General features: G+C 50.8%; 24 protein-coding genes and 1 riboswitch. Of the genes, 2 read left to right on the top strand and 22 right to left on the bottom strand.

Going from position 1 to position 22485, the window contains the following annotated elements; all coding sequences use genetic code 11:
• Positions 1–10: 10 nt before the first annotated feature.
• From atpD to ychF, 22 genes are all read right to left on the bottom strand, one after another.
• The gene (gene atpD, locus BBD42_RS10970) at positions 11–1414 is read right to left on the bottom strand and encodes a F0F1 ATP synthase subunit beta (RefSeq protein WP_046231329.1); all 1404 of its coding nucleotides are present in this window, start codon (positions 1412–1414) and stop codon (positions 11–13) included.
• Positions 1415–1493: 79 nt separating this feature from the next.
• Positions 1494–2357: an ATP synthase F1 subunit gamma gene (gene atpG, locus BBD42_RS10965; RefSeq protein ID WP_099518193.1), complete on the bottom strand. Its 864-nt coding sequence runs from the start codon at positions 2355–2357 to the stop codon at positions 1494–1496.
• A 158-nt stretch (positions 2358–2515) separates the two neighbouring features.
• Entirely contained in the window at positions 2516–4030 is a 1515-nt protein-coding gene (gene atpA / locus BBD42_RS10960; protein WP_046231327.1) for a F0F1 ATP synthase subunit alpha, read from the bottom strand.
• A gap of 15 nt (positions 4031–4045) precedes the next feature.
• Positions 4046–4594 (bottom strand): F0F1 ATP synthase subunit delta, encoded by a 549-nt coding sequence (locus BBD42_RS10955; RefSeq protein ID WP_099518192.1) that lies wholly within the window; start codon positions 4592–4594, stop codon positions 4046–4048.
• Entirely contained in the window at positions 4591–5073 is a 483-nt protein-coding gene (atpF, locus tag BBD42_RS10950) for a F0F1 ATP synthase subunit B (RefSeq protein WP_056036774.1), read from the bottom strand. Before atpF ends, BBD42_RS10955 begins: the two co-directional genes overlap by 4 nt.
• Positions 5074–5162: 89 nt before the next feature.
• On the bottom strand, positions 5163–5375 hold the full coding sequence (atpE, locus tag BBD42_RS10945) for a F0F1 ATP synthase subunit C (RefSeq protein WP_056036771.1): 213 nt from the start codon (positions 5373–5375) through the stop codon (positions 5163–5165).
• Between the two features lie 85 nt (positions 5376–5460).
• Positions 5461–6219 carry a F0F1 ATP synthase subunit A gene (atpB, locus tag BBD42_RS10940; RefSeq protein WP_099518191.1) on the bottom strand — a complete coding sequence of 253 codons (759 nt, stop codon included), beginning with the start codon at positions 6217–6219 and terminating at the stop codon, positions 5461–5463.
• 22 nt (positions 6220–6241) lie between these two features.
• A complete protein-coding gene (locus tag BBD42_RS10935; RefSeq protein ID WP_099518190.1) occupies positions 6242–6610 on the bottom strand; it encodes an ATP synthase subunit I in 369 nt (122 codons plus the stop codon).
• Entirely contained in the window at positions 6603–6836 is a 234-nt protein-coding gene (locus tag BBD42_RS10930; RefSeq protein ID WP_099518189.1) for an AtpZ/AtpI family protein, read from the bottom strand. The genes BBD42_RS10935 and BBD42_RS10930 overlap by 8 nt, the downstream gene beginning before the upstream one ends.
• A 189-nt stretch (positions 6837–7025) precedes the next feature.
• Positions 7026–8174 carry a non-hydrolyzing UDP-N-acetylglucosamine 2-epimerase gene (gene wecB, locus BBD42_RS10925; RefSeq protein WP_099518188.1) on the bottom strand — a complete coding sequence of 383 codons (1149 nt, stop codon included), beginning with the start codon at positions 8172–8174 and terminating at the stop codon, positions 7026–7028.
• A 39-nt stretch (positions 8175–8213) separates the two neighbouring features.
• Positions 8214–8843 (bottom strand): uracil phosphoribosyltransferase, encoded by a 630-nt coding sequence (upp, locus tag BBD42_RS10920; RefSeq protein WP_046231319.1) that lies wholly within the window; start codon positions 8841–8843, stop codon positions 8214–8216.
• A 122-nt stretch (positions 8844–8965) separates the two neighbouring features.
• Positions 8966–10069 (bottom strand): glycine-rich domain-containing protein, encoded by a 1104-nt coding sequence (locus tag BBD42_RS10915; RefSeq protein ID WP_099518187.1) that lies wholly within the window; start codon positions 10067–10069, stop codon positions 8966–8968.
• 197 nt (positions 10070–10266) lie between these two features.
• Positions 10267–11514: a serine hydroxymethyltransferase gene (locus BBD42_RS10910; protein ID WP_172455458.1), complete on the bottom strand. Its 1248-nt coding sequence runs from the start codon at positions 11512–11514 to the stop codon at positions 10267–10269.
• Positions 11515–11645: 131 nt separating this feature from the next.
• Positions 11646–12269: a TIGR01440 family protein gene (locus tag BBD42_RS10905; RefSeq protein WP_099518186.1), complete on the bottom strand. Its 624-nt coding sequence runs from the start codon at positions 12267–12269 to the stop codon at positions 11646–11648.
• 75 nt (positions 12270–12344) lie between these two features.
• Complete coding sequence (gene rpiB, locus BBD42_RS10900) at positions 12345–12797, bottom strand: ribose 5-phosphate isomerase B (protein ID WP_056036754.1); 453 nt, start codon at positions 12795–12797, stop codon at positions 12345–12347.
• 153 nt (positions 12798–12950) lie between these two features.
• Positions 12951–13031, bottom strand: a riboswitch (ZMP/ZTP riboswitch).
• Positions 13032–13128: 97 nt separating this feature from the next.
• The gene (locus BBD42_RS10895) at positions 13129–13707 is read right to left on the bottom strand and encodes a low molecular weight protein arginine phosphatase (RefSeq protein WP_099518185.1); all 579 of its coding nucleotides are present in this window, start codon (positions 13705–13707) and stop codon (positions 13129–13131) included.
• Positions 13708–13933: 226 nt separating this feature from the next.
• Positions 13934–14479: a manganese efflux pump MntP gene (locus BBD42_RS10890; protein ID WP_099518184.1), complete on the bottom strand. Its 546-nt coding sequence runs from the start codon at positions 14477–14479 to the stop codon at positions 13934–13936.
• Between the two features lie 247 nt (positions 14480–14726).
• Positions 14727–15800 carry an L-threonylcarbamoyladenylate synthase gene (locus BBD42_RS10885; RefSeq protein ID WP_099518183.1) on the bottom strand — a complete coding sequence of 358 codons (1074 nt, stop codon included), beginning with the start codon at positions 15798–15800 and terminating at the stop codon, positions 14727–14729.
• A 641-nt stretch (positions 15801–16441) separates the two neighbouring features.
• Entirely contained in the window at positions 16442–17194 is a 753-nt protein-coding gene (gene spoIIR, locus BBD42_RS10880; RefSeq protein WP_099518182.1) for a stage II sporulation protein R, read from the bottom strand.
• Positions 17195–17732: 538 nt separating this feature from the next.
• On the bottom strand, positions 17733–18818 hold the full coding sequence (locus BBD42_RS10875; RefSeq protein WP_099518181.1) for a N5-glutamine methyltransferase family protein: 1086 nt from the start codon (positions 18816–18818) through the stop codon (positions 17733–17735).
• A 152-nt stretch (positions 18819–18970) separates the two neighbouring features.
• On the bottom strand, positions 18971–20041 hold the full coding sequence (gene prfA, locus BBD42_RS10870) for a peptide chain release factor 1 (RefSeq protein ID WP_046231406.1): 1071 nt from the start codon (positions 20039–20041) through the stop codon (positions 18971–18973).
• A gap of 189 nt (positions 20042–20230) precedes the next feature.
• Entirely contained in the window at positions 20231–21331 is a 1101-nt protein-coding gene (gene ychF, locus BBD42_RS10865) for a redox-regulated ATPase YchF (protein WP_056036739.1), read from the bottom strand.
• 283 nt (positions 21332–21614) lie between these two features.
• Between ychF and BBD42_RS10860 the strand changes: the two genes are divergently transcribed.
• Positions 21615–22037 (top strand): macro domain-containing protein, encoded by a 423-nt coding sequence (locus BBD42_RS10860; RefSeq protein ID WP_099518180.1) that lies wholly within the window; start codon positions 21615–21617, stop codon positions 22035–22037.
• A 192-nt stretch (positions 22038–22229) separates the two neighbouring features.
• Positions 22230–22373 (top strand): hypothetical protein, encoded by a 144-nt coding sequence (locus BBD42_RS31725; RefSeq protein WP_172455457.1) that lies wholly within the window; start codon positions 22230–22232, stop codon positions 22371–22373.
• Positions 22374–22485 lie beyond the last annotated feature (112 nt).

The raw sequence follows: 22485 nt of genomic DNA, 5'->3' as shown, positions 1-22485 counted from the left end.
CCTTTCGCTACTACAGCGTTTTGGCTTTCTCCACGGCCTCTTCAATCACACCTACATACCGGAAAGCTTCTTCCGGAAGGTCGTCATGTTTGCCCTCGAGAATTTCTTTGAAGCTGCGCACGGATTCTTTAACTGGTACATATTTACCTTTGATGCCTGTGAAAGGCTCGGCAACGTGGAACGGCTGGGACAAGAAGAGTTGAATTTTACGTGCGCGAGCAACGGTCAATTTATCTTCCTCGGACAGCTCGTCCATACCAAGAATCGCGATAATATCTTGAAGCTCTTTATAACGTTGAAGAATTTTCTTAACGCCTTGAGCTACATTGTAATGCTCTTCGCCAAGAATATCCGGGCTAAGGATACGGGAAGATGAAGCAAGTGGATCTACCGCAGGGAAAATACCCATCTCGGAAATTTTACGCTCGAGGTTAGTCGTTGCATCCAAGTGGGCAAACGTCGTTGCTGGAGCTGGATCCGTATAGTCATCGGCAGGTACATAGATCGCTTGGATCGATGTAACCGAACCTTTTTTCGTTGAAGTAATACGCTCTTGCAGTTGGCCCATTTCAGTTGCCAGCGTTGGCTGGTAACCTACCGCGGAAGGCATACGGCCTAGAAGGGCCGAAACCTCGGAGCCTGCTTGTGTGAAACGGAAGATGTTATCGACGAACAGAAGCACGTCTTTGCCTTCCTCATCACGGAAATATTCAGCCATTGTCAGACCCGTTAGAGCTACACGCTGACGTGCGCCTGGCGGCTCATTCATTTGTCCGAATACCATTGCTGTTTTGCTAAGTACGCCGGAGTCTTTCATCTCGTGGTACAAGTCATTACCCTCACGCGTACGCTCACCAACACCTGCGAATACGGAAATACCGCCGTGCTCTTGTGCGATGTTGTTGATCAGCTCTTGAATCGTTACCGTTTTACCTACGCCCGCGCCGCCGAAGAGGCCGATTTTACCGCCTTTTGCGTATGGTGCCAGCAAGTCGATAACTTTAATTCCTGTTTCGAGAATTTCCGATTGTGTCGACAATTCGTCGAAAGCAGGAGCTTCACGGTGAATAGGAAGATTGATTGAAGAAGTAGCATCGCCAGCTTCATCGATCGGTTGTCCCAGTACGTTAAATACACGGCCAAGTGTTGGAGCGCCAACCGGAATCGTGATTGGAGCGCCAGTATCAATGGCTTCAGTACCGCGTACAAGACCGTCCGTTGTGCTCATCGCTACAGCACGGACTTTATTGTCACCGAGGTGAACAGCGACTTCAAGCGTCAGATTAATATCTACACCGCCATTTTCGCCCTTCTTCTCGATTTTGACAGCGTTCAAAATTTCCGGCAGGTTGCCGCGTTCGAACTCTAGATCGACGACCGGACCCATGACGGATACAACGCGTCCTTTTTTCATGGTATTCCCTCCTGGTTCCTTCTTGTTACTAGCTGGCGGAGCAGCCTCTATCAGGGCTTCTGCCAGCGTAGTGTGTTACCTAAGATTGAGCATTTGCTCCTGCAACGATCTCGGAAATTTCCTGTGTGATTGCCGCTTGACGAGCACGGTTGTACGTAAGCGTCAAACCGCTGATCATCTTCGTCGCATTTTTCGTCGCACTGCCCATAGCCGTCATCCTAGCACCGAACTCACTTGCCTTGCCGTCCAGCAATGCACTGTAAATAAGCGTCTCCGCATATTTAGGCAGCAATGCCTCCAGCACGCCTTCCGGCGATGGCTCGTATTCGTAAGCTGCTGTAGAAGCTGCGCTTCCGTCTACCGAATCAAGCGGTAACAGGCGCATTTCCGTAGGAATTTGGGTAATGGCATTAACGAATTTATTGTAATACACGTACAGCTCGTCAAAAGTGCCGTCGGCAAATTTCTGAACTGCTGTTGAAGCAACGATTTTAATGTCAGCAAACGTAGGAGCATCCGGAAGACCGGTTACCTCTTCTACGATCGGCATATTGCGGCGGCGGAAATAATCCCGGCCCTTCTTGCCGATGACGAACAATACGAAATCGTCGTTCGACTTATGCTTGGTGCGAATCGTGTCCGTTACCTTACGAAGCACGTTGGCGTTGTAGCCGCCTGCCAGACCGCGATCAGACGTGATGACAAGATAACCTGTCTTTTTGATCGGACGGGTTTCCAGCATCGGGTGCTTAACGTCTTTCGTACCAGCAGCGATGCTAGCCACAACTTCCTTCAGCTTCTCAGAGTACGGGCGGGATGCCTGTGCAGCTTCCTGCGCTCTTCTCAGCCTGGAAGCCGCGACCATTTCCATCGCCTTCGTAATCTGCTTCGTATTTTGTTTGCTCTTGATTTCGCGTTTAATATCGCGCATACCTTTAGCCATTTGGTTTCACCCGCCTTTGTTGCCTCGCAGCTTTCCTGTAAGCAAGCTCGGATATAGAGCCACGCAAGCTATAAGGGATGGCTGCGAAGCCTAATGATTGGTACGAGCAGCATATATAAGAACTTAGAGGAACCTATCGTTCCTCGCAAGCTCCAAAATTAAGCCGTTACGGCAAAGCTTTTCTTAAATTTGTTGATCGCATCAACAAGGGCTTTCTCGTTGTCAGCAACCAGATCCTTCGTATCGCGGATCGAATTGCCGATTTCCGGGTGATTGGAATCGAGGAACGCCAGGAATTCTTTCTCAAAGCGCAAAATGTCGGCAACCGGAATTTCATCCAGATGGCCTTTAACCGCGGAGTAGATCGAGATAACTTGCTTCTCAACCGGCATCGGCTGGTTAACGCCTTGTTTCAGGATTTCCATTGTGCGAGCACCACGGTTCAGACGGGCAAGCGTTGATTTATCAAGGTCGGAACCGAATTGCGAGAACGCTTGAAGCTCACGGTAAGCCGCAAGGTCAAGACGGAGCGTACCGGCAACCTTTTTCATCGCTTTAATTTGTGCGGAACCGCCGACACGGGATACCGAGATACCAACGTTAACCGCTGGACGTTGACCGGAGTAGAACAGGTCTGCTTCCAGGAAGATTTGACCGTCAGTAATCGAGATAACGTTCGTCGGGATGTATGCTGATACGTCAGAAGCTTGTGTCTCGATGAAAGGAAGGGCAGTCAAGGAACCGCCGCCTCTTGCATCGCTCAGCTTAGCTGCGCGCTCAAGCAAACGGGAGTGAAGATAGAATACGTCACCTGGGTAAGCTTCCCGACCCGGTGGACGGCGAAGCAGCAAGGAAAGCTCACGGTATGCTGCCGCTTGTTTCGACAAGTCATCGTAAATAACGAGTACATGCTCGCCTTTATACATGAAGTATTCGCCCATCGAGCAGCCTGCATAAGGAGCCAGGAACAAGAGTGGAGCTGGCTCGGAAGCGCCCGCAGTTACAACGATTGTATATTCCAAAGCGCCATGACGGCGAAGCGTTTCTACAACGTTAGCAACAGTGGATTGCTTTTGGCCGACAGCGACATAAATACATTTAACGCCGTTGCCTTTTTGGTTGATGATCGCATCAATTGCGATAGCTGTTTTACCTGTTTGACGGTCGCCGATAATAAGCTCACGTTGGCCACGGCCAACTGGAACCATAGCGTCGATCGCTTTAATACCTGTTTGCATAGGCTCATGAACCGATTTACGGTCGATAACGCCTGGAGCTGGAGATTCAACCGGACGGGAATGCTTCGTGTTGATTGGACCTTTGCCGTCAAGCGGCTGTCCAAGCGGGTTCACGACGCGGCCCAGCAGCTCTTCGCCAACTGGAACTTCCATGATACGGCCTGTACGTTTTACTTGATCGCCTTCACGAATGTCCTTGTAAGGACCGAGAATAACGACACCGACGTTGCTTTCTTCAAGGTTCAATGCCATGCCGACAACACCGTTGGAGAATTCGAGCAATTCGCCTTGCATCGCATTTTCCAAACCGTGAACGCGAGCGATACCGTCACCGATGCTAATAACGGTGCCAACATCCACGACTTGAATTTCGGATTTATATTGTTCGATCTGCTGCTTAATCAGCGTGCTGATTTCATCAGGTCTGATACTCAATTCGCTCACCCCTATCTACAGTGCTTTAGATTTTAACTGTTTTTCTAACCGTTCAAGCTTGCCGGACAAGCTGCCATCGTAAAGGCGGTCGCCAATGCGGACCTTCACTCCACCCAGAAGGGCAGGCTCTACAACTTGATCAGCAATAATAGTTTTGCCTGTCAATCCGCCAAACTGTGCTGCAACCTCTGCCAGTTCCGCGTCATTCAAAAGACGAGCTGTATATACCGTCGCATGCGCTTGCTTAAGCACATCGCCTGCGATTTTTGTAAATGCTTCGTAGATTTCCACAATTAGCTCCTGACGCCCGCGCACAAAAACCAGCTCCAGCGTATTTAGCAGCAATTCGGAAATGCTTCCACCAAAAGCGGCTTTAAGAACGGCCAGCTTCTTCGAAGCATCAATATTCGGATAGCTTAGAAATTTACGGATTTCCAAATCTTCTCCAAGCGTTTGTGCAATAGCTTGCAGCTGCTGCTCTACCTCAGAAATAATGCCGCCTTGCTGTGCAAGCTCGAACAACGCTTTGGCGTAGCGCTTCGCTACCGCTGCGTCCCGGCTCATTTGCCGCTTACTTCTTTCAGGTATTGATTAACAAGCTGCTCTTGCGATTTCTCGTCAACTTGCTTCTCAATGATTTTCGAAGCGATTTGAACGGAAATACCGCCAACTTCAGAACGAAGGGCTGCAATTGCCTTGTTTTTCTCACTTTCGATGTCTTTAAGAGCATCATCTTTCAAGCGCGACGCTTCTGTCTTAGCAGTGTTCACGATCTCATCGGCTTGCTTGCTGCTTGTAACTCTTGATTGCTCAATAATTTCGTAAGCCTCTTTACGAGCCTGCTCAAGAGCCGCTTTCTGCTCTACCATTTGCTGCTCAGCTTGTTTACGGCTAGATTCAGCTGTATTCATCTGTTCAAGCACGAGTTGTCTCCGTTTCTCCATAACGCTGAGCAGCGGACCGAATGCGTACTTGTTCAGCAACCAGTACAATACTAGAAAAGCTACTATCGCATATACTGTCGATTCCCAATGCCATCCCATTAAAGACACTCCTTTCCTACCATAAAATTGTCTAAATCACAACGAAGGCGAAGAGGGCTAGGCCTTCCCCGCCAGATACGTATTTGAACTTATTTAAAGAATGCAAGGAAGCCGATAACTACGCCGATAATCGGCACAACTTCGACGATACCTACACCGATAAACATTGTTGTTTGCAGTTTGCCTTGAAGCTCAGGCTGACGAGCGATACCTTCAACTGTTTTGCTGACGATCATACCGTTACCTACACCTGCGCCAATTGCGGCCAAACCAACTGCTAGTGCTGCTGCCAATACTTCCATTTTAAAAATCCTCCTCAATAATATCTCGTTTTGGTTTTGTATTGCTGACCTAGGGGGTAATTAAATCCTAGGCATAAAGCTTAAATTAATGGTCTTCCTCGTGAATTGCAGCCTGTGAAATGTACACCATCGTAAGCATAGTGAACAAGAAAGCCTGAATCGCACCGACAAAGATACTAAATGCTTGCCAAGCGGCGAGGAACGGTGTTCCGATAACCCCCAGCATCAATATGGTCGAGATCAGCACTTCGCCCGCATAAATGTTGGCGAATAGCCGCAGTGCCAAAGTTACTGGCTTCGAGATTGTCTCGATCAAGTTGATCGGCAGAAAGATTGGGAACGGATGGAAATAATGTTTCACGTAATGCTTGCTGTTCAATCTCACGCCCAGATAATGCACGAGTATGAATACAATCAGCGCCAGACCAGCCGTTACGGAAAGGTCAGCCGTTGGCGATTTCCACCAAGCCAGCTCCAAATGTCCGCCCTTCTCCTGAAGCAGCTGCTCTGTAATACCTAGTGCCGGGTAAGCGTGATGGACATCTGTCACGATACCGAAAGGCAAACCAAGCAGGTTGGAGATGAAAATAAACATAATCAACGTCATACCCAAGGAAATGAAAGGCTTGACGCGGTTAAGCGGCATTGCGCTGGAAATCAGATTGTGAACAAATTCGACGGCCCATTCCAAAAAGTTTTGCATCTTGGAAGGGTTGTCCACCGATAAATTGCGCACAGCAAGTCTCGCCACAACAAAGGTGATGATGGCGGAAACCGTTATCGCAATAAACGTTGAAATGTCGATCTGTAGCGATCCGAGCTGCCACACCGGAAATTCATGCATGTAAAATTCTCACCCCTTTCCACTAAAGTTTATTTCTATTATGAATATAAGCTGCTACCAGAAGAATAAAAGGCATAACCATACAGCCAATTAATGCGGCTGGCATGCTGAAGTCTTCCGGAAAGCGATAAGCAACCATGGCAACCAGCAGCACCATAGCGATGCGGCTTCCAAGTCCCATACCCATTCTGCGAGAGGTTCCTCCTGCTGCTTTAAGCGTAATCATTTCCACTCTGCGCCTCAGTAAAAACGCATTCATGAAACTCGCTGCAAGTCCCAGTAGAAGACCGAGTGCGACTGTTCGCCAGTTCGGCATTAAAGCCCAGACAAGCAGACATGCACCCATCGCGAAGAGCAGTGACCTTACTGCAGTGTTCATTATTTTATCCATCGGCATCCTCCATTACCTTCTTCACAAGCAGAATGCCTGAGAGAAGACCGACAGCCAGACCGACCAGTATGCCTCCAACCGTCCAACCCGAACCTCCGCCAAAGCGTTCACCGAGCGACGATCCGAGAAAGTACCCTAAAAAGATACAAATAGCGACTTGCAGTCCTAGTCCGCCGACAAGACCTGCGGCAAACAGCGGATTGTCTCTTCTGTTCTTTTTATCCATGGCCCATACCCCTGTCAATCCTCATTTATTTTATCCAAGCGGCGCAAGGTTTGTCAATTGATAATCCTGTATAGATTTACTGTACAGATTGCCCAAAAGCCAGTCAAATCAAGCCCTCAGAGCCGACAAAACCATACAGTACAACTGTATGCTGTGCATTGCGCCGCTATTTATAAGACCATGTGTAAACTATGAACGTTGTGTGAACGGATCGGGACGCTCAGAATTTCTTCCAAAATGATGCAGCAAAGCTTGCACGATACGTGTCGAAGCTTGTCCATCACCGTATGGATTTGCCGCATGGCTCATCTTTTCATACAAGGAAGCATCGTTCAGCAAGGCGCTTGCCCGGCTGTAAACAACCTCTTCATCCGTACCCACAAGCTCAAGTGTACCCGCCTCAATGCCCTCAGGACGCTCTGTTGTATCGCGCAGCACGAGCGTTGGCACTCCAAACGAAGGAGCTTCCTCCTGCAGGCCGCCGGAATCGGTCAAAATCATGTAGGCATGTGGATAAAAATTGTGGAATTCGAACACATCCAGCGGATCGATAAGCTGAATACGCGGATGTCCGCCGAGAATTTCCGTTGCCGGCTCTTTGACAGCCGGATTCGGGTGAACGGCATACACAATGGCAACATCTTCATGCTCATCGGCAATGCGTTTTACCGCACGGAAAATATTGCGATGCGGCTCGCCCAGCGATTCGCGGCGATGCGCCGTCATCAAAATCATCCGTTTGCCTTTCGCCCAGTCGATAACCGGATGAGCAAAGGAAGGATCAACCGTGTACTGGAATACGTCCGTTGCCGTATTGCCCGTAACATAAATGGTCGACTCCGACTTGTTCTCCTTGAGCAAATTGCTTGCCGACCAAGAGGTTGGGGCAAAATGCACATCGGACAACACGCCTGCAAGCTGGCGGTTCATCTCTTCCGGGTACGGGGACAGCTTATTCCAAGTCCGAAGCCCCGCTTCCACATGGCCAACCTGAATTTGCTTCAGGAAAGCCGCGTAGCTGGCAAGGAACGTCGTCTGCGTGTCGCCATGGACAAGCACGATATCCGGCTTCGCTTCCGTCAAAATCGGATCAAGGCCCTCCAAAACGCGCACGGTCGTTTCCGTCAGCGTCTGGCGGTCCTTCATCACATTCAAATCATAATTCGGCTGGATTTCAAAAAAATCTAGCACCTGATCGAGCATATGACGGTGCTGCGCAGTTACGCAGACGATAGATTCAATATCGTCCGAGTGCTTGTTCAATTCGAGAACAAGCGGCGCCATCTTAACTGCCTCCGGGCGCGTACCGAAAATAGTCATTACTTTTAATTTGGACAAAACAATTCACTCCTATAATCTGCTTGCGCCAGGCAGGCGCTAATTGGTGCCGAACATGCGGTCGCCCGCGTCGCCAAGACCTGGAACAATATAGCCCTTCTCGTTCAGACACTCATCAAGCGCAGCAATATAAATATCGATGTCCGGGTGCGCTTCCTGTACTGCCTTCACGCCTTCAGGCGCGGCAATTAGACACATCAGCTTAATATGCTCGCAGTCGCGTTTTTTGAGCGCAGTAATAGCCGCGATTGCGGAGCCGCCAGTTGCCAGCATCGGATCTACAACAACGAGCAGACGATTCGGAGCATCCGTCGGCAGGTTGATATAATATTCCGTTGGCTGGAGCGTTTCATGATCGCGGAACAAGCCGATATGGCCAACCTTCGCAGCAGGGATAAGCTTCAAAATGCCTTCTACCATGCCAAGGCCGGCGCGCAAAATGGGAACAAGCCCCAGCATGCGTCCCGATACGACCTTCGATGGCGTCTCAGCAACCGGCGTCTGTACGGTAATCGTTTCAAGCGGGATGTCCCTTGTAATCTCATATGCCATTAATGTTGCTACTTCATCAACCAGTTCCCGAAAATCTTTCGTATTCGTATCTTTATTCCGAATAAAGGTCAGCTTATGCTGGATTAACGGATGGTCGCAGATGACCAATTTGCTCATGGAGCGTTATTCCTCCTGTGTGATAACTTATTTCTGTATCAGTAGACACAATCCCGTATATTATAGCATTGTAAAAGGCCTGTTGCATCCTGTGATTTTTCACTTCGAAAAATCGTCCGTTTTTAGCTGCTGCAGCCACCGCCACAGCCTCCCCCTCCGTCTCCTCCACTGGAGCCTCCGCAGGAGCTGGATGAATCGCTGCCACTATCATGGCCACCGCTATCATGACCCCCGTCAGAATCATGACGGTCATGTGTGGAGCCCAAGCCGTCACAGCCGTATGTCGAGGACCCGCTGCCATTTGCTTCTCTCTGGGCCTTTGTCTGCGCTGCATTCATCTGCTCGGTAAAATCATTAGGAGATGAAGCGGAGATGGAGTGGAGAACGAGCATACCGGACAGCATGCCCGTCGCTCCGATTACAGGATCATAACCGCCTTTCCAGGAGGAAGAGGCGCCTACCGGATAAGGCTTAACTTGCTCATCATCGCTATTATGAAGCTGCGATTTCAAGCGCCACAGCAAATAATCGATCGTCTTCTGCATATCGGGATAGGCCCCTGCGGATTTGGCATTAAACCATTTTTCCGTCAGTGCCTGCTCGGATTTCCCGGCAAACTCATCCGTCCAATCGCGAGGAAGCGGCGTCTTGAAAAATGCGCCCCACACCCGTCCGCTTGCCGGCGTTTGCTGGAAAAGCTCGCCGTATACCCAGTCAAACCAGGCCCGGCCATCGACATTTGGGCGCTCATTTTCGGCATGCGGAGCATGATGAATCAGCCCGCCGCAGAAGGCGGTGCAAAACTGCTCGTACTCCCGTGTAAACATGAGCATTTCATGCCACATGACATCTGCCCTGCTGCTATACATCGGCACGCCGCGCAAGAGGCCGCACATTAGGAAGAAGCGCTTCAGCTCGAAGAAGGTCCATTTCCATTCCTTATCGGACAGGGTCGGCAGCTGCTTGAGCACGCGATCCTTAATCCGGCTTTCAAAGTCACTCGTAAGGGCGGCCTCAAGACGTTCAGCAGCTGGACGGGCAGGATGCTCGTAAGGCACGCCTAATGCAAGCGGCGGCTCCTCAGACGGCCATGAAGCTAACGACAAGCTTCGCTTGCCCGGCGAATGGCCCGTATCATTTCTTTTTCGCGAACGATTGGATTGAGTTATGCTTATGATTACCAGGAATACAACAAAAATCAGAACAACAAGAATCGTATTGCCCATGGCTGTACCATCACCTTCCATTCAGCATTGTCAGTACTATTGTAGCATGCCAAATGGATTTTCTGCATATTATATCTACCATAAATGAATAAAAATCCCTTTTTAATAACGTGACGGCAGCCTTCAAACGCTTGTTTACACGCAAAAAAGCCGCATAGGGGCCGAGGCCCTATGCGGCTTTTTTCAAAAACTTAAAATTAGTATTTCAATTCTGGATAAAGCGGGTATTGCGCAGTCAGATCGCGAACGATTTGACGGGATTTTTCAAGCGTCGCCTCATCCTTCGGATTTTTCAGCGTTACAGCGATCACTTCGCCGATCACTTTCATCGCTTTCTCATCCATGCCGCGCGATGTCGCAGCAGGTGTGCCAAGACGGATACCGCTAGTAATGAACGGGCTAGTCGGATCGAAAGGAATCGCGTTTTTGTTAGCAGTAATACCGATTGAATCCAATACGTGCTCGGCTTCCTTGCCTGTGATGTTCAGGGAACGCGTGTCGATCAGCATCAGGTGGTTGTCTGTGCCGCCGGATACGATGTTAATGCCTGCTGCAACGAGTGTATCGGAAAGAACCGCCGCATTTTTCACAACGTTTTGCGCATACGTCTTGAACGATGGCTGCAAAGCTTCGCCCAGTGCCACTGCTTTAGCAGCAATAACGTGCATCAAAGGACCGCCTTGTGTGCCTGGGAATACCGCTTTGTCGATCGCAGCTGCCCACTCTTTACGGCACAGGATCAAGCCGCCACGAGGACCGCGAAGCGTTTTGTGCGTTGTCGTTGTAACGAAATGCGCATGAGGCACTGGGCTCGGGTGAAGACCAGCAGCTACAAGACCTGCAATATGAGCCATATCTACGAAAAATAGTGCGCCTACATCGTTGGCGATTTTAGCCATTTTTTCGAAATCAATGATGCGCGGGTACGCAGATGCACCAGCTACGATCATGCGAGGGCGGTGCTTGAAGGCCGCTTTGCGAACTTCTTCATAATCAATCGTGAAGGAATCTTCATTTACACCGTAGGCTACGAAGTTGTAAAGCAAGCCGGATGCGTTAACCGGGCTGCCGTGCGTCAAGTGGCCGCCATGAGCCAAATTCATGCCCAGTACCGTGTCGCCAGGCTTAAGCGCCGCCAAATAAACAGCCATGTTCGCTTGTGCGCCGGAATGCGGTTGTACGTTGGCATGGTCTGCGCCAAACAGTTCTTTTGCACGATCGCGTGCGATATCTTCCACGATGTCGACATGCTCACAGCCGCCGTAGAAACGTTTGCCTGGGTAGCCTTCTGCATATTTGTTCGTCAAAGCAGAACCCAATGCTTCAAGCACAGCTTCGCTTACGATATTTTCCGATGCGATTAGCTCGATGTTATCGCGTTGACGCTGCAATTCCAGTCCCATTGCTTTCAAAACTTCCGGATCTTGTTTACGTAGATTTTCCATAATAAATGCCTCCTTAGTTGTGTGTGCTTGTTATATAGATAAGGATTAAGCATGATAGACTCGTCAGATATTTGTTCAACGGGCTGCATGCTCCATCCGCCAATAATAAAATCTTTATAGAATGCTTGCGATTAATCGCATGTCCCAGCGGATTGCTCCGGAGACAAGACAACAGCATCACGGCTGTCTGCCACACCGTCCAGCTCATACACCGCTCGTACACCGCCAATAAGCTTTGGCCGCGTAACCGCCATCGTGACATGCGCCTCGCCAATGCTGCGAATCGAAGGCCGCACCGGAACCGCCACTCTGCGCAAATGCATACCGATGAAAGTATCGCCGATATCTATTCCAGCATGCGCGGCTACCGTCTCGACGAGACAAGCATCTTTAATGTGACGATACGCATAAGCCGCCATGGAGCCGCCCGCCTTCGGAACGGGAATCGCCGCGACCAGCTCAAGTCCGTAACGTTCAGCCGCTGCACGCTCGATAACGAGCGCACGGTTCAAATGCTCGCAGCATTGATACACCGGATAAAAACCAATATCGCGGCGCACAGCCTCTACTCCAGCGTAAATTTCCGCAGCAGCTTGTGGCGTGCCTGACGTCCCAATACGCCGGCCCAGCACCTCGCTCGTGCTCGTGCCGATGACGAGAAGCTGTCCAGCCCGCAGGCTGCCCGCTGCCGCAAGCTCGCGAACGATCGTCTCTACTGCGCTTGCTATCGCTATCGTTTTCTCGTTTGCTTCCATAGCAGGCGGCCTCCTTGTCTAACTAACCGTATCCATGCAAGCATGGAACAAAGCCTTCTTACTTGCTGATTTAGCTTAAGCGTTATATTTTTGCTCGATTTGGCCTACTTTATGAATGCGTCCCGCATGACGTTCGCCGCCGGAGAATGGCGTGTCCAGCCAAATACGAAGAATTTCCTGTGCCACCCCCGGACCAATGACCCGCTCGCCCAGTGCAATTACATTCGTATCATTATGCTCGCGCGTCGCTTTGGCGGAAAATAAATCGTGCACCAGCGCGCAGCGGATGCCTTTAACCTTATTAGCGGCAATCGACATGCCAATGCCTGTTCCACAAATGAGAATACCGCGATCCACTTCCCCGTTTGCCACCTTTTCTGCTACAGGCAGTGCATAATCCGGGTAATCGACCGATTGATTGCAGTCGCAACCGAAATCTTCAATTTCGTGACCAAGCGATAGCAGAAATGGTACAATTTCGTCCTTCAGCCGGTAGCCGGCATGATCCGCGCCAATGGCAATTTTCACGTATAAACCTCCTCCAAAGTATGACGATGCTGCACTTGCAATGATACTTGCGGCGCTCGGCACATAACTCCGCTTCCGCAATTTGACGCTTTTATTATACCTAAATTTGTCCTAAAAGACGAAAAAAGAGCATGACATGCTCTTCAGCATGCTGCTCTTTGCCCAGGCGACCGGCCGTATGTTCCGATGCTCCACCGTGGTTACCCACTTCCGTCGCCAGTCACATCGGAAACCGTATATCTGTACTCATCATAGCCGAATTTTTATGAAAAATCAATCGGTTCCGCGCCTAAATTCGCGCTTTTACATTTGCTGTGCCGCAGCCATCCGCTTATTCCTGCTTTAACTGCAAGAGCAGCTGCTGCAAGCAGCTGCGAATTTCCTCGGCGCAGCTTTTGTAATTTCCGAGTGTTCCGCCAAACGGGTCTATAATATCAAAGCTTGGTATACGGCGCTCCAGCTCCAGCAGGCGATTGCGTTCGCCATCCGTCAGCTGCTGTCCCAGCGTCTGCTTCATGTGCAGCTCCGTATACAGCCGCTCCAGTTCCTTAATGTCTGCCAGTACGCCCGTATCTTGATTGACATACTCTTTGAGCGTGTGCGCTTTATCTACGGCTTCCGGGAACCATTGGAGCAGTCCTCTTTTGTGGCTGGCGGTCATCGTCAGCACGAGGTCCGCCCATTTTACCGCTTCTCCTGTCAGCGCGCATGAAGAGCTCTGATGTTCTATGCCATAACCGCGCAGCACCTCTGTCGCATGGCCGGAAACGGCCAAACCGTCAATGGTGGAGATGCCTGCCGAACGCACTTCTACTGCTACGCCCTGCTGGGCCGCCATATTTTTCAGCATCGCCTCCGCCATCGGAGAACGACAAGTATTTCCCGTACAAATGAACAAAATGCGCTTCACGCCGCATGCCCCTTTCTATGTGTATCAAGATGAAACGGCTGTCGCCGTCCTCTGGCGGTACAGCTCGTTTCAGTCCGAGAAATATAAGCATATTTATAGATGTCCAACCTATAAATTCTTATATTTCAAGCGTAAACGGCTGAAGCCATCCTTTGATGGCAAAGCTTCCGTTTCGCGATGAAATATAAGCCTATTTATACATGTAAACTTATAAATTCTTATATTTTCAGAAAATAAACATTAAACCGAACACCAGCAGCACCGCGCCGCCGCATGCTTCGCCATAGCCGCCTAGCCGATGGCTGACTCTTCTTCCAAGCAGCAATCCCATAATCGACATCAAGCTGCCAAAAAAACCGAACAGCAGCACCGTCAGCAGCAAATCGGCTGCAAACATGCCAAGCGTAACGCCAACGGAAAAAGAATCGGCGCTGACGCCCAGCGCGAACAGCAGCGTCCCCCAAATGGTACGGTGATCGAAGGCTTGCACATCTTCTCCCCGCAAGGAGCTATAAATCATATGCCCGCCGAGCAGCACTAACAGCACGCCAGCAGCCGCAGTTGCTACATGACCCAGCAAGCCGCTAACGAAGCTCCCGGCATACATGCCTCCGAGCGGCATAATAATATGAAACATACCGATAATAACACTTAATCTTATTATATGGAGCCAGCGAATACCGCGCAGCCCAATTCCAATTCCTAGCGAAAAAGCATCCATGCCAAGCGCAACCGCCATTAGCAGCAGTGTGAAAAATTGCCCTCCAAGCATATGGCTACTCCACAAAATGATCTCCCCCCACGTCCGCAAACATTCTTAACCCAACATATGCGGCAATGGGGACAAACATACTATAGCTTGTTTAATCGGTCTTGGAGATATTCTTACCCTTGTAAAGCGCCAGGCAAACCGCAAAACATAAGTCAAAAAATCGCATGGCAGGCACGACCGGTATAACCGGCACGACCTTCAATTTTTGTAGTAAAAAAATAGTTCGCCGGCTTAAGCTGGTCTGGTCTTATACCTGATGGGTACGATGACCGGCTGCCTTGAGCAGCCGATTCATAAGTGCGGCTCCGATACCATCTGGCTCGCAGCCTTCTGCCCAAATTCGCTGAACGCCAGCAGCATCAAACTTCCGCAATGCTGCATACAGGCGGTGGGCAGCCTGCTCCAGCTGCTGCCCGCTTCCGTAGGTCAGCACGAGAGCGGAGCCGTCCTCCATAGCAGCGGCCTGCTCATCGAATACAAGAACGCCTGCTTTCAGTCCGGCGTTCGCGGCTTGCGACACCTGCTCCTGCATATAAGCCACACGCTTGGCAGCTGAGCTTCCTTGTACAACGCTTAGCTCGCCCTTCGGTGCATAATGCGTATATTTCATGCCTGGCGAACGTGGCGCACTCAGCTCCTCCACTGCCGACCCAGCTTCCGCAGGCGCGTCAATTTCCGCTTGCGGCGCCGCCTTGCGCAGCTGCTCCACCGTTACGCCGCCTGGGCGCAAAATGCGAAGCGCCTGTTCGCCCGTCAGTTCAATGACGGTCGATTCAAGGCCGATGCCTGTAGCGCCGCCATCGACAATGCCGCTGATCCGGCCACTGAGGTCTTCAGCCACATGCTCGGCGAGCGTAGGGCTTGGCCTGCCTGAACGATTAGCGCTCGGCGCGGCAACCGGACAGCCAGCAGCTGCAAGGAGGCGCAGCGCCACCGGATGGGAAGGCATCCGAACGCCAACAGTGGATAAGCCAGCCGTCACAAGCGGCGACACCGCTCCCGGCTGAACGGGAAGCACAAGCGTAAGCGGTCCTGGCCACAGCTGCTCCATCAATTGCTTCGCAAGTGCCGAGTAAGGCAGTACCAGCTCATCAAGCTGCGAAATCATTGCGATGTGAACAATAAGCGGATTATCGGAGGGACGGCCTTTGGCCTGAAAAATCTGCGCCACCGCCTCCGAGCTGCGAGCATCGGCACCTAGCCCGTATACCGTCTCCGTCGGGAAAGCTACAAGCTCGCCACGGCGAAGCAATTCTGCTGCTTCCGCGATAGACGCCTCCGCATATTCGTCCGTCATGCCCCATACCTTCGTCGTAGTCATCTCTATCCTTCAATCCTTGCTCTGTTATAGTCATCCTTCTAGTCTGTATACTCCCGTAAGTATACCATACGCTTGGATAAAAACGGAGCCAGCAGCATAACCGCAGCCCGCGGATGCTCACTGGCCCAAATCTGGCTATTAGCTGTTGGATGCTAGAGTGTGTATGTAAACAGGAGCAGCTCTGCCACCCCTTGTTCAGAGCTTAATCGCGGCAATCTCATCTGGCGATTCGAAGCCTGAGAACCGTGGGCCTGAGAACCGAAGCATGCAATTGCTACTGAGACCGCCTGTAGCTGAGAGCATTGTTGCAAAGACCTCATAGCTCGGGTGCTCGGGTGCTCGGGACGAGCGGGAGCTTGGGAGCTCGGGAGCTCGGGGCACTCATTTCTTTTTGAGGACTGAGATTCCGCTATTTTGGCTTTTGAATCCATTTCAGGCCATAAGTGGACAGGAAATCCGCTATCGTCCTCATTTTGTCGTCAAAATGGCTAGTGGCATCGCATTAGCTGCTTCTGAGTCCGCAACCTATGCCTTAACACGTAATTCTATTAAAATAGCGGCTGCTGTGTCCGCCAAGTCTAATTTTTTACAGGGACTAAAGCCCTGAAATGAAGAGTATTGAGCTGGCTTGCATACACGCCCTAGGCAAACAGGCTTTGCATCCAAGCAATCAGCTTTTGCAGCATTTCCCAAAGGAAAAACTTTGCTTCCGGCGCTTCGCCTTCCGCTTTGCTAGGAGCAGAATCCTGCTTCGCATGGACAACTTCGCCGGCATTTTCTTTTTGTACAGATGCCTTTTCTACAGAAGCTTTCGCTTCTTTGGATTCTTCATTGCTTGCTGCATTTGCTGCCTCCACCTCGCCATCGGCGGCTACCGCCTCGCCGGAAGCTGCGTCGATGAAGCACAATGGCGGGAACAGCACGCACCACCAGTTTTGCCCCTTGCCTTCGCCTAACGTAATGAGCAGCGCTTCGTAGTTGCCAGCAGGATATACTTCACTTCCGTACATTTTAGTAGGGAAAGGAACTTGGCCAAGCTCAATGTGAAACGCATAATCAAAACCCCGGCTGCTCAATACTTTGCCAACCAGAAGCTCCATCTCATCCATATGCTCGCGCATCGTGGCACGAGCTTCTTCTATCGTCTGCGGTCCAGTTACCCAGCTGTTCATTGCCTCGACCACAGCATCACGAACGACACGTTTAACTGCCTGATCGGCAGGGGCGTCGGAATTAGCTAATATGCGGAGCCTGATCGACTCCTCCGGAATCTGACTGCCAGCTACAGCGGCATCTACTTTTTGCAGCTCCCAGCTCATTACAAGTACAGCAAGCACCACCATAATAAGAACGACGGATCTACGATAAGAAATACGGGAATAATTGCGGGACATACACAAGCTCCTCTCGATGGCACCCGTCGGTACCTCTGCTTGCGTTCCGGAACGTATCTATCCGTAAGTATGTCCGCGATTCCCGTTCTATAAACCTCAAACCTATTAAATTTTAATAGACAAGCGTAAACGGCTGTCGCCGCCCTTTAGCGTTGCTATTCAGACAGAGAAATTGAAGCTCAGTAAGGAAACATATACTTTCTTATATTTCAAAAATAAACAGACCCCTGGGCTATTCTATTGTTACTGCCCTCTAGCAATTTTCGGAGCTGTGCGCTCCTGCAGGAGCGCACTTGCAGTATGCTGATAAACACTCGTGGCATGCAGAGCAAACTTGCAGTTTGCTGATGCCACACTTGTGACATGCATAGCACTTGCAGTTTGCTGATGCACACTCGTGGTATGCAGAGCGAACTTTCAGTTTGCTGATGCACACTCGTGGCATGCAGAGCGAACTTGCATTATGCTGATGCATACTCGTGGCATGCAGAAGTGGCATGCCGCAGGTGTGCTTCACAAGGGAGATTATTCATCCTGCCTACCCGTTGGTACGCACCGCAATAACATGGCGGTCAATGCCGCCATAATCTGTAATCGTCCGTACCTCGTCCCACATATCCGCTTTCCTTAATAGCTCCGCCACCGCTTCCGCTTGGCCCATGCCCAGCTCGAAAGCGACGATGCGCGGCATTTGCCTCAGCAGCGGCAGCTGCTCTACCATGCGGCGGTACGGGTCTAGCCCGTCCGCTCCGCCATCCAGCGCGAGGTGCGGCTCGTAATCCCGCACCTCGCGCTGCAAGCCAGGGAGGTCATCCGCCGGTATATACGGCGGATTAGATACCAGCACATCGACGCGGAGGTCTTCCGCGCCGAGTGCCTGGGCTGCGGCGGCGCCGCCCGTTCCGAGGAACGGCGCCAGCAGGTCGCCCTGCACGAACGCCATGCGGCCCGCCGCTCCATGGCGGGCCGCATTCGTGCGGGCGACAACCAGCGCGTCCGGCGAAAGATCGGACGCGCATACGCGCCAGAGCGGACGCAGCGCAGCCAGCGTCACGCCGATGGCGCCGCTGCCCGTGCCGACATCAAGCACCGTCGGCCGCGCAGCCAAGCCCTTAGCCGAGCCAGCCGCTATCGCTGACTCTCCCTCCTGCTCCGCCTGCTCGCTAGCGCTATTGCTCGCAGCGGCATCCCCCGCCTCGGCCGCGCCTTCCGCTGGCGCGCCCTCTGCGTCCGCCTGTGCCGATTCCGGCCACAGGCGATCCGCCGCCTCAAGCACAGCCTCGACGAGCAGCTCCGTCTCGGGCCGCGGAATCAGCACGGCCGGCGTAACCGCAAACGGCCTGCTGTAGAACCACTGCTCGCCGATGATATATTGCACCGGCTCGCCATTCCCTTTACGCCGAATGAGCTCGTCCCATGCTGGAGCAAGCTCGCTCGGAAAAGAATCGCCGCCGTCTCGCAGCAGCTCCATGCGGCCGATGCCCAGCAGATGCAGGAGCAGCAGCTCCGCATTATTGCGCGGCTCCTCGACGCCCTGCCCCGCCAAAAACGAAGAAGCCTGCAAGCAGGCTTCTCTAATGGTACAAGGCAGCAAAACCTTCCACTCCTTGCTATTGTCGCCCATGTATCCAACGTCCCTTTCTTTACTTCCCTAAATGCCCGCCAATAAAACGCATAGCCGCATAAAAGGCAGGGTCTCCAAGCACTGATGCTCGAAAATCCTGCCTCTTCACGCAGCATGCCTGATCCGGCAGCCATCTTGGGAAAGCACTTCAGTTAGTTCAGTTCTCTCTCCATAATGTCGGCTTGCTCAGCAATCGTCAGCGACGAAATAATTTCCGCCATGTCGCCGTTCATAACCGAATCCAGCTTATGCAGCGTAAGACCAATACGGTGATCCGTCACGCGGCTCTGCGGGAAATTATACGTGCGAATCCGCTCACTGCGGTCGCCCGTTCCGACTTTGCTTTTACGCTCGCCAGCATATTTTGCTTCTTCCTCTTGACGCTGTACATCGACAATACGCGCACGCAATACTTGCAACGCCTTGGCTTTGTTCTCATTTTGCGATTTGCCGTCTTGGCAAGTCGCCATAATGCCCGTCGGTACGTGAAGCACCCGGACAGCGGATTTTGTCGTATTAACCGACTGGCCGCCTGCGCCGCTGGAGCAGAACGTATCTACCCGAATATCCTTGTCGAAAATCTCGACTTCCACTTCCTCAACCTCCGGCATAACCGAAACGGTTGAGGTGGACGTATGAATACGGCCGCCTGATTCCGTTACCGGAATACGCTGTACCCGATGAGCGCCGCTCTCGAATTTCAGCTTGCTGTAGGCGCCTTTGCCCGTAATCATGAAAATAACCTCTTTAAAGCCGCCCAAGTCATTTTCATTAAAATCCATCAGCTCTACACGCCAGCCTTGCGTATCCGCAAACTTCGTGTACATGCGGTACAGCTCATAAGCGAACAAAGCCGCTTCATCGCCGCCAGCTGCGCCGCGAATTTCCACGATAACGTTTTTGTCATCGTTCGGATCTTTCGGCAGAAGCAAAATTTTAATTTTTTCTTCCAGCTCTTCCTTGCGGTCAGACAGCTCATCAATCTCCATCTTGACCATCTCGCGCATTTCATCATCCAGCTTCTCGCCCTGCATAACCTTCGCATCGTCCAACTGCTCCGACACTTGTTTATATTCAGTATAAGCTTCATAAGATTGTTGCAGATCGGACTGCTCCTTGGAATATTCCCGCAGACGCTTCGGATCACTTGCTACATCTGGATCACACAGCAGCTCACTCAACTTCTCGTAACGATCAGCCAGTGCTTGTAAACGGTCCAACACCATCATTCACCTCTGTTATCACACTTTGATACTCCATTATAACATATGCGCAGCATTCTATCGACAAGCGAATTACTGCCGCCGCGCCCAGTTTTCTACTTTTCCGCTTATTAAGTTCGCATACCTAGACGAAGGAGCCTCCGAATCCGCTTAAATAGCAGATCGAAAGCTCCCTCTTCTGTGAAAAATCTAAACGTTAAAGCGGAAATGGATAACATCGCCGTCTTTTACGACATAATCTTTGCCTTCCAGGCGAACCTGGCCACGCTCTTTCGCCACGTTCATCGAACCGGCAGCAGACAAATCGTCAAACGATACAATCTCGGCGCGAATAAAGCCACGCTCAAAATCCGTATGAATAACGCCAGCTGCCTGCGGCGCTTTCGTTCCGCTGCGAATCGTCCAAGCGCGAACTTCCTGCACGCCTGCCGTAAAATACGTATAAAGGCCAAGCAGCTTGTACGCCGCACGAATCAGACGGTTAAGGCCCGACTCCGCAAGGCCAAGCTCCTCAAGGAACATCGCCTTGTCTTCGCCTTCCAGCTCGGCAATTTCTTCCTCAACGCGCGCGGAAATAGGCACCACTTCTGCATTTTCAGCAGCAGCGAACTCGCGAACTTTATTAACGAATTCGTTATTGTCCGTGTCAGCCACTTCAGCTTCGCTTACATTGGCTGCATAAAGCACAGGCTTCATTGTCAGCAAGTGAAGATCGCGAATGAGCAGCTTCTCATCCTCGGACAGCTCCAGGCTGCGCGCTGGCATATCATTGTAGAGCGCTTCTTTTACACGCTCAAGCACTTCAACCTCTTGCACAACTTTTTTGTCGCCGCCCTTGAGATTTTTGCGGGAGCGCTCGATCTTTTTATCAACGGAATCAATATCCGCCAATATAAGCTCCAGATTAATCGTCTGAATATCGTCGATCGGGTCGATTTTGCCCGCTACATGCGTAATATTCTCGTCTTGGAAGCAGCGAACGACATGAACAATCGCATCGACTTCACGGATATGCGCCAAAAACTTGTTGCCAAGCCCTTCGCCCTTGCTCGCGCCTGCTACCAGACCGGCAATATCAACAAACTCAAATGCTGTAGGCACGATGCTTTTCGGCACTACAAGCTCAACGAGCCTGTTCAGACGCGGATCCGGCACCTCTACAACACCAACGTTAGGATCAATTGTACAAAAAGGATAGTTAGCGGATTCAGCACCCGCTTGCGTAATTGCATTAAACAAAGTCGATTTGCCGACATTCGGCAAGCCTACGATACCAGCTTTTAAAGCCATGCGTAAAGACACCCCATTTTCCGAAGTAACAAGCTCTCGTCATTATACCCGATGCGTATAAACAATAAAAGGGCGAGTTCGCTTACCCGCTTAGCAAAATGCCCCTGCTGTGGTGTTCATACACCCTGTTCCAGCCAGCGTTCGGGCAAGAGCATTAAATTAGAATCCGTATTCAAATTCATATTTGCTGTTTATTTCTTCCCATAGCTTTTGTCTGATTTCCGCCGATTAATCCCCGCCGCTTTGACCTTGTGATAAAATCAGAGCAGAGGAGTGACGTTACATGCATTTTACCGAAATGAAAAAGGACTTATTTACGATGCCAGAAACCTATTGCCTTGCCCATTGCATTTCTGCCGATGCTAAAATGGGCGCTGGAATCGCCGTTTTATTCCGTAAACATTTTAAACTCAAACCCTTGCAAAATATGGCTGACAATAGCCCATTAGCTGTAGGAACCTGCTATAAAGTCGACAGAGCTTTGAATTTAGTTACAAAAACAAAATATTTTCACAAGCCCACCTATCAAACGCTTACCCAAGCCATCGTATCCATGAAGGACATTTGCTTGCAGGAGGGCATCACCCAGCTCGCCATGCCGCAAATCGGTTGCGGACTCGATAAACTGCAATGGGGGCAAGTCAAAGAAATTATTAAAAATGTTTTTGCTGAGACGGAAATCGAAATCGTTGTATGCACCTTGTAACCTTGATGGAAACACAGCTAACAGAGCCACAAAATGACTAGCAGCGAATACACACATGGAATTATGATTTATACATTATTATGCTTGTACAACTCCGTTTTGCAGCCCCTCATGTCCTTTTTTTCACGCATGCTTCAGAACGCTTCGGTCATACTATAGCTGGGGTTACCCGCAGTCAGGAGGTGAAGCGCCGTGGAAAACAACACTCATAAAGGCAATTACAAAGGCACAACGAAAATGCATGCGAAAAATCAGGACATGGCATTCGTAAACGATAACATTAAGGATACGAAATCCGTATCCAACTTCACAGACAAGAAGAAAAAAACCGACTAACCATCCCTAAACCCATCTATTCTTCCGGTAAAAAAGAACACAGAAGAGCCTCCAGCCAATTAGCTGCTTGGCCGAAGGCTCTTCCGTTGTTCATTGCTTCCCGTAGGCTATG

It is taken from the genome of Paenibacillus sp. BIHB 4019, assembly GCF_002741035.1.
Classification (GTDB): domain Bacteria; phylum Bacillota; class Bacilli; order Paenibacillales; family Paenibacillaceae; genus Pristimantibacillus.
This window is presented reverse-complemented; position numbering and strand designations above follow the sequence as displayed.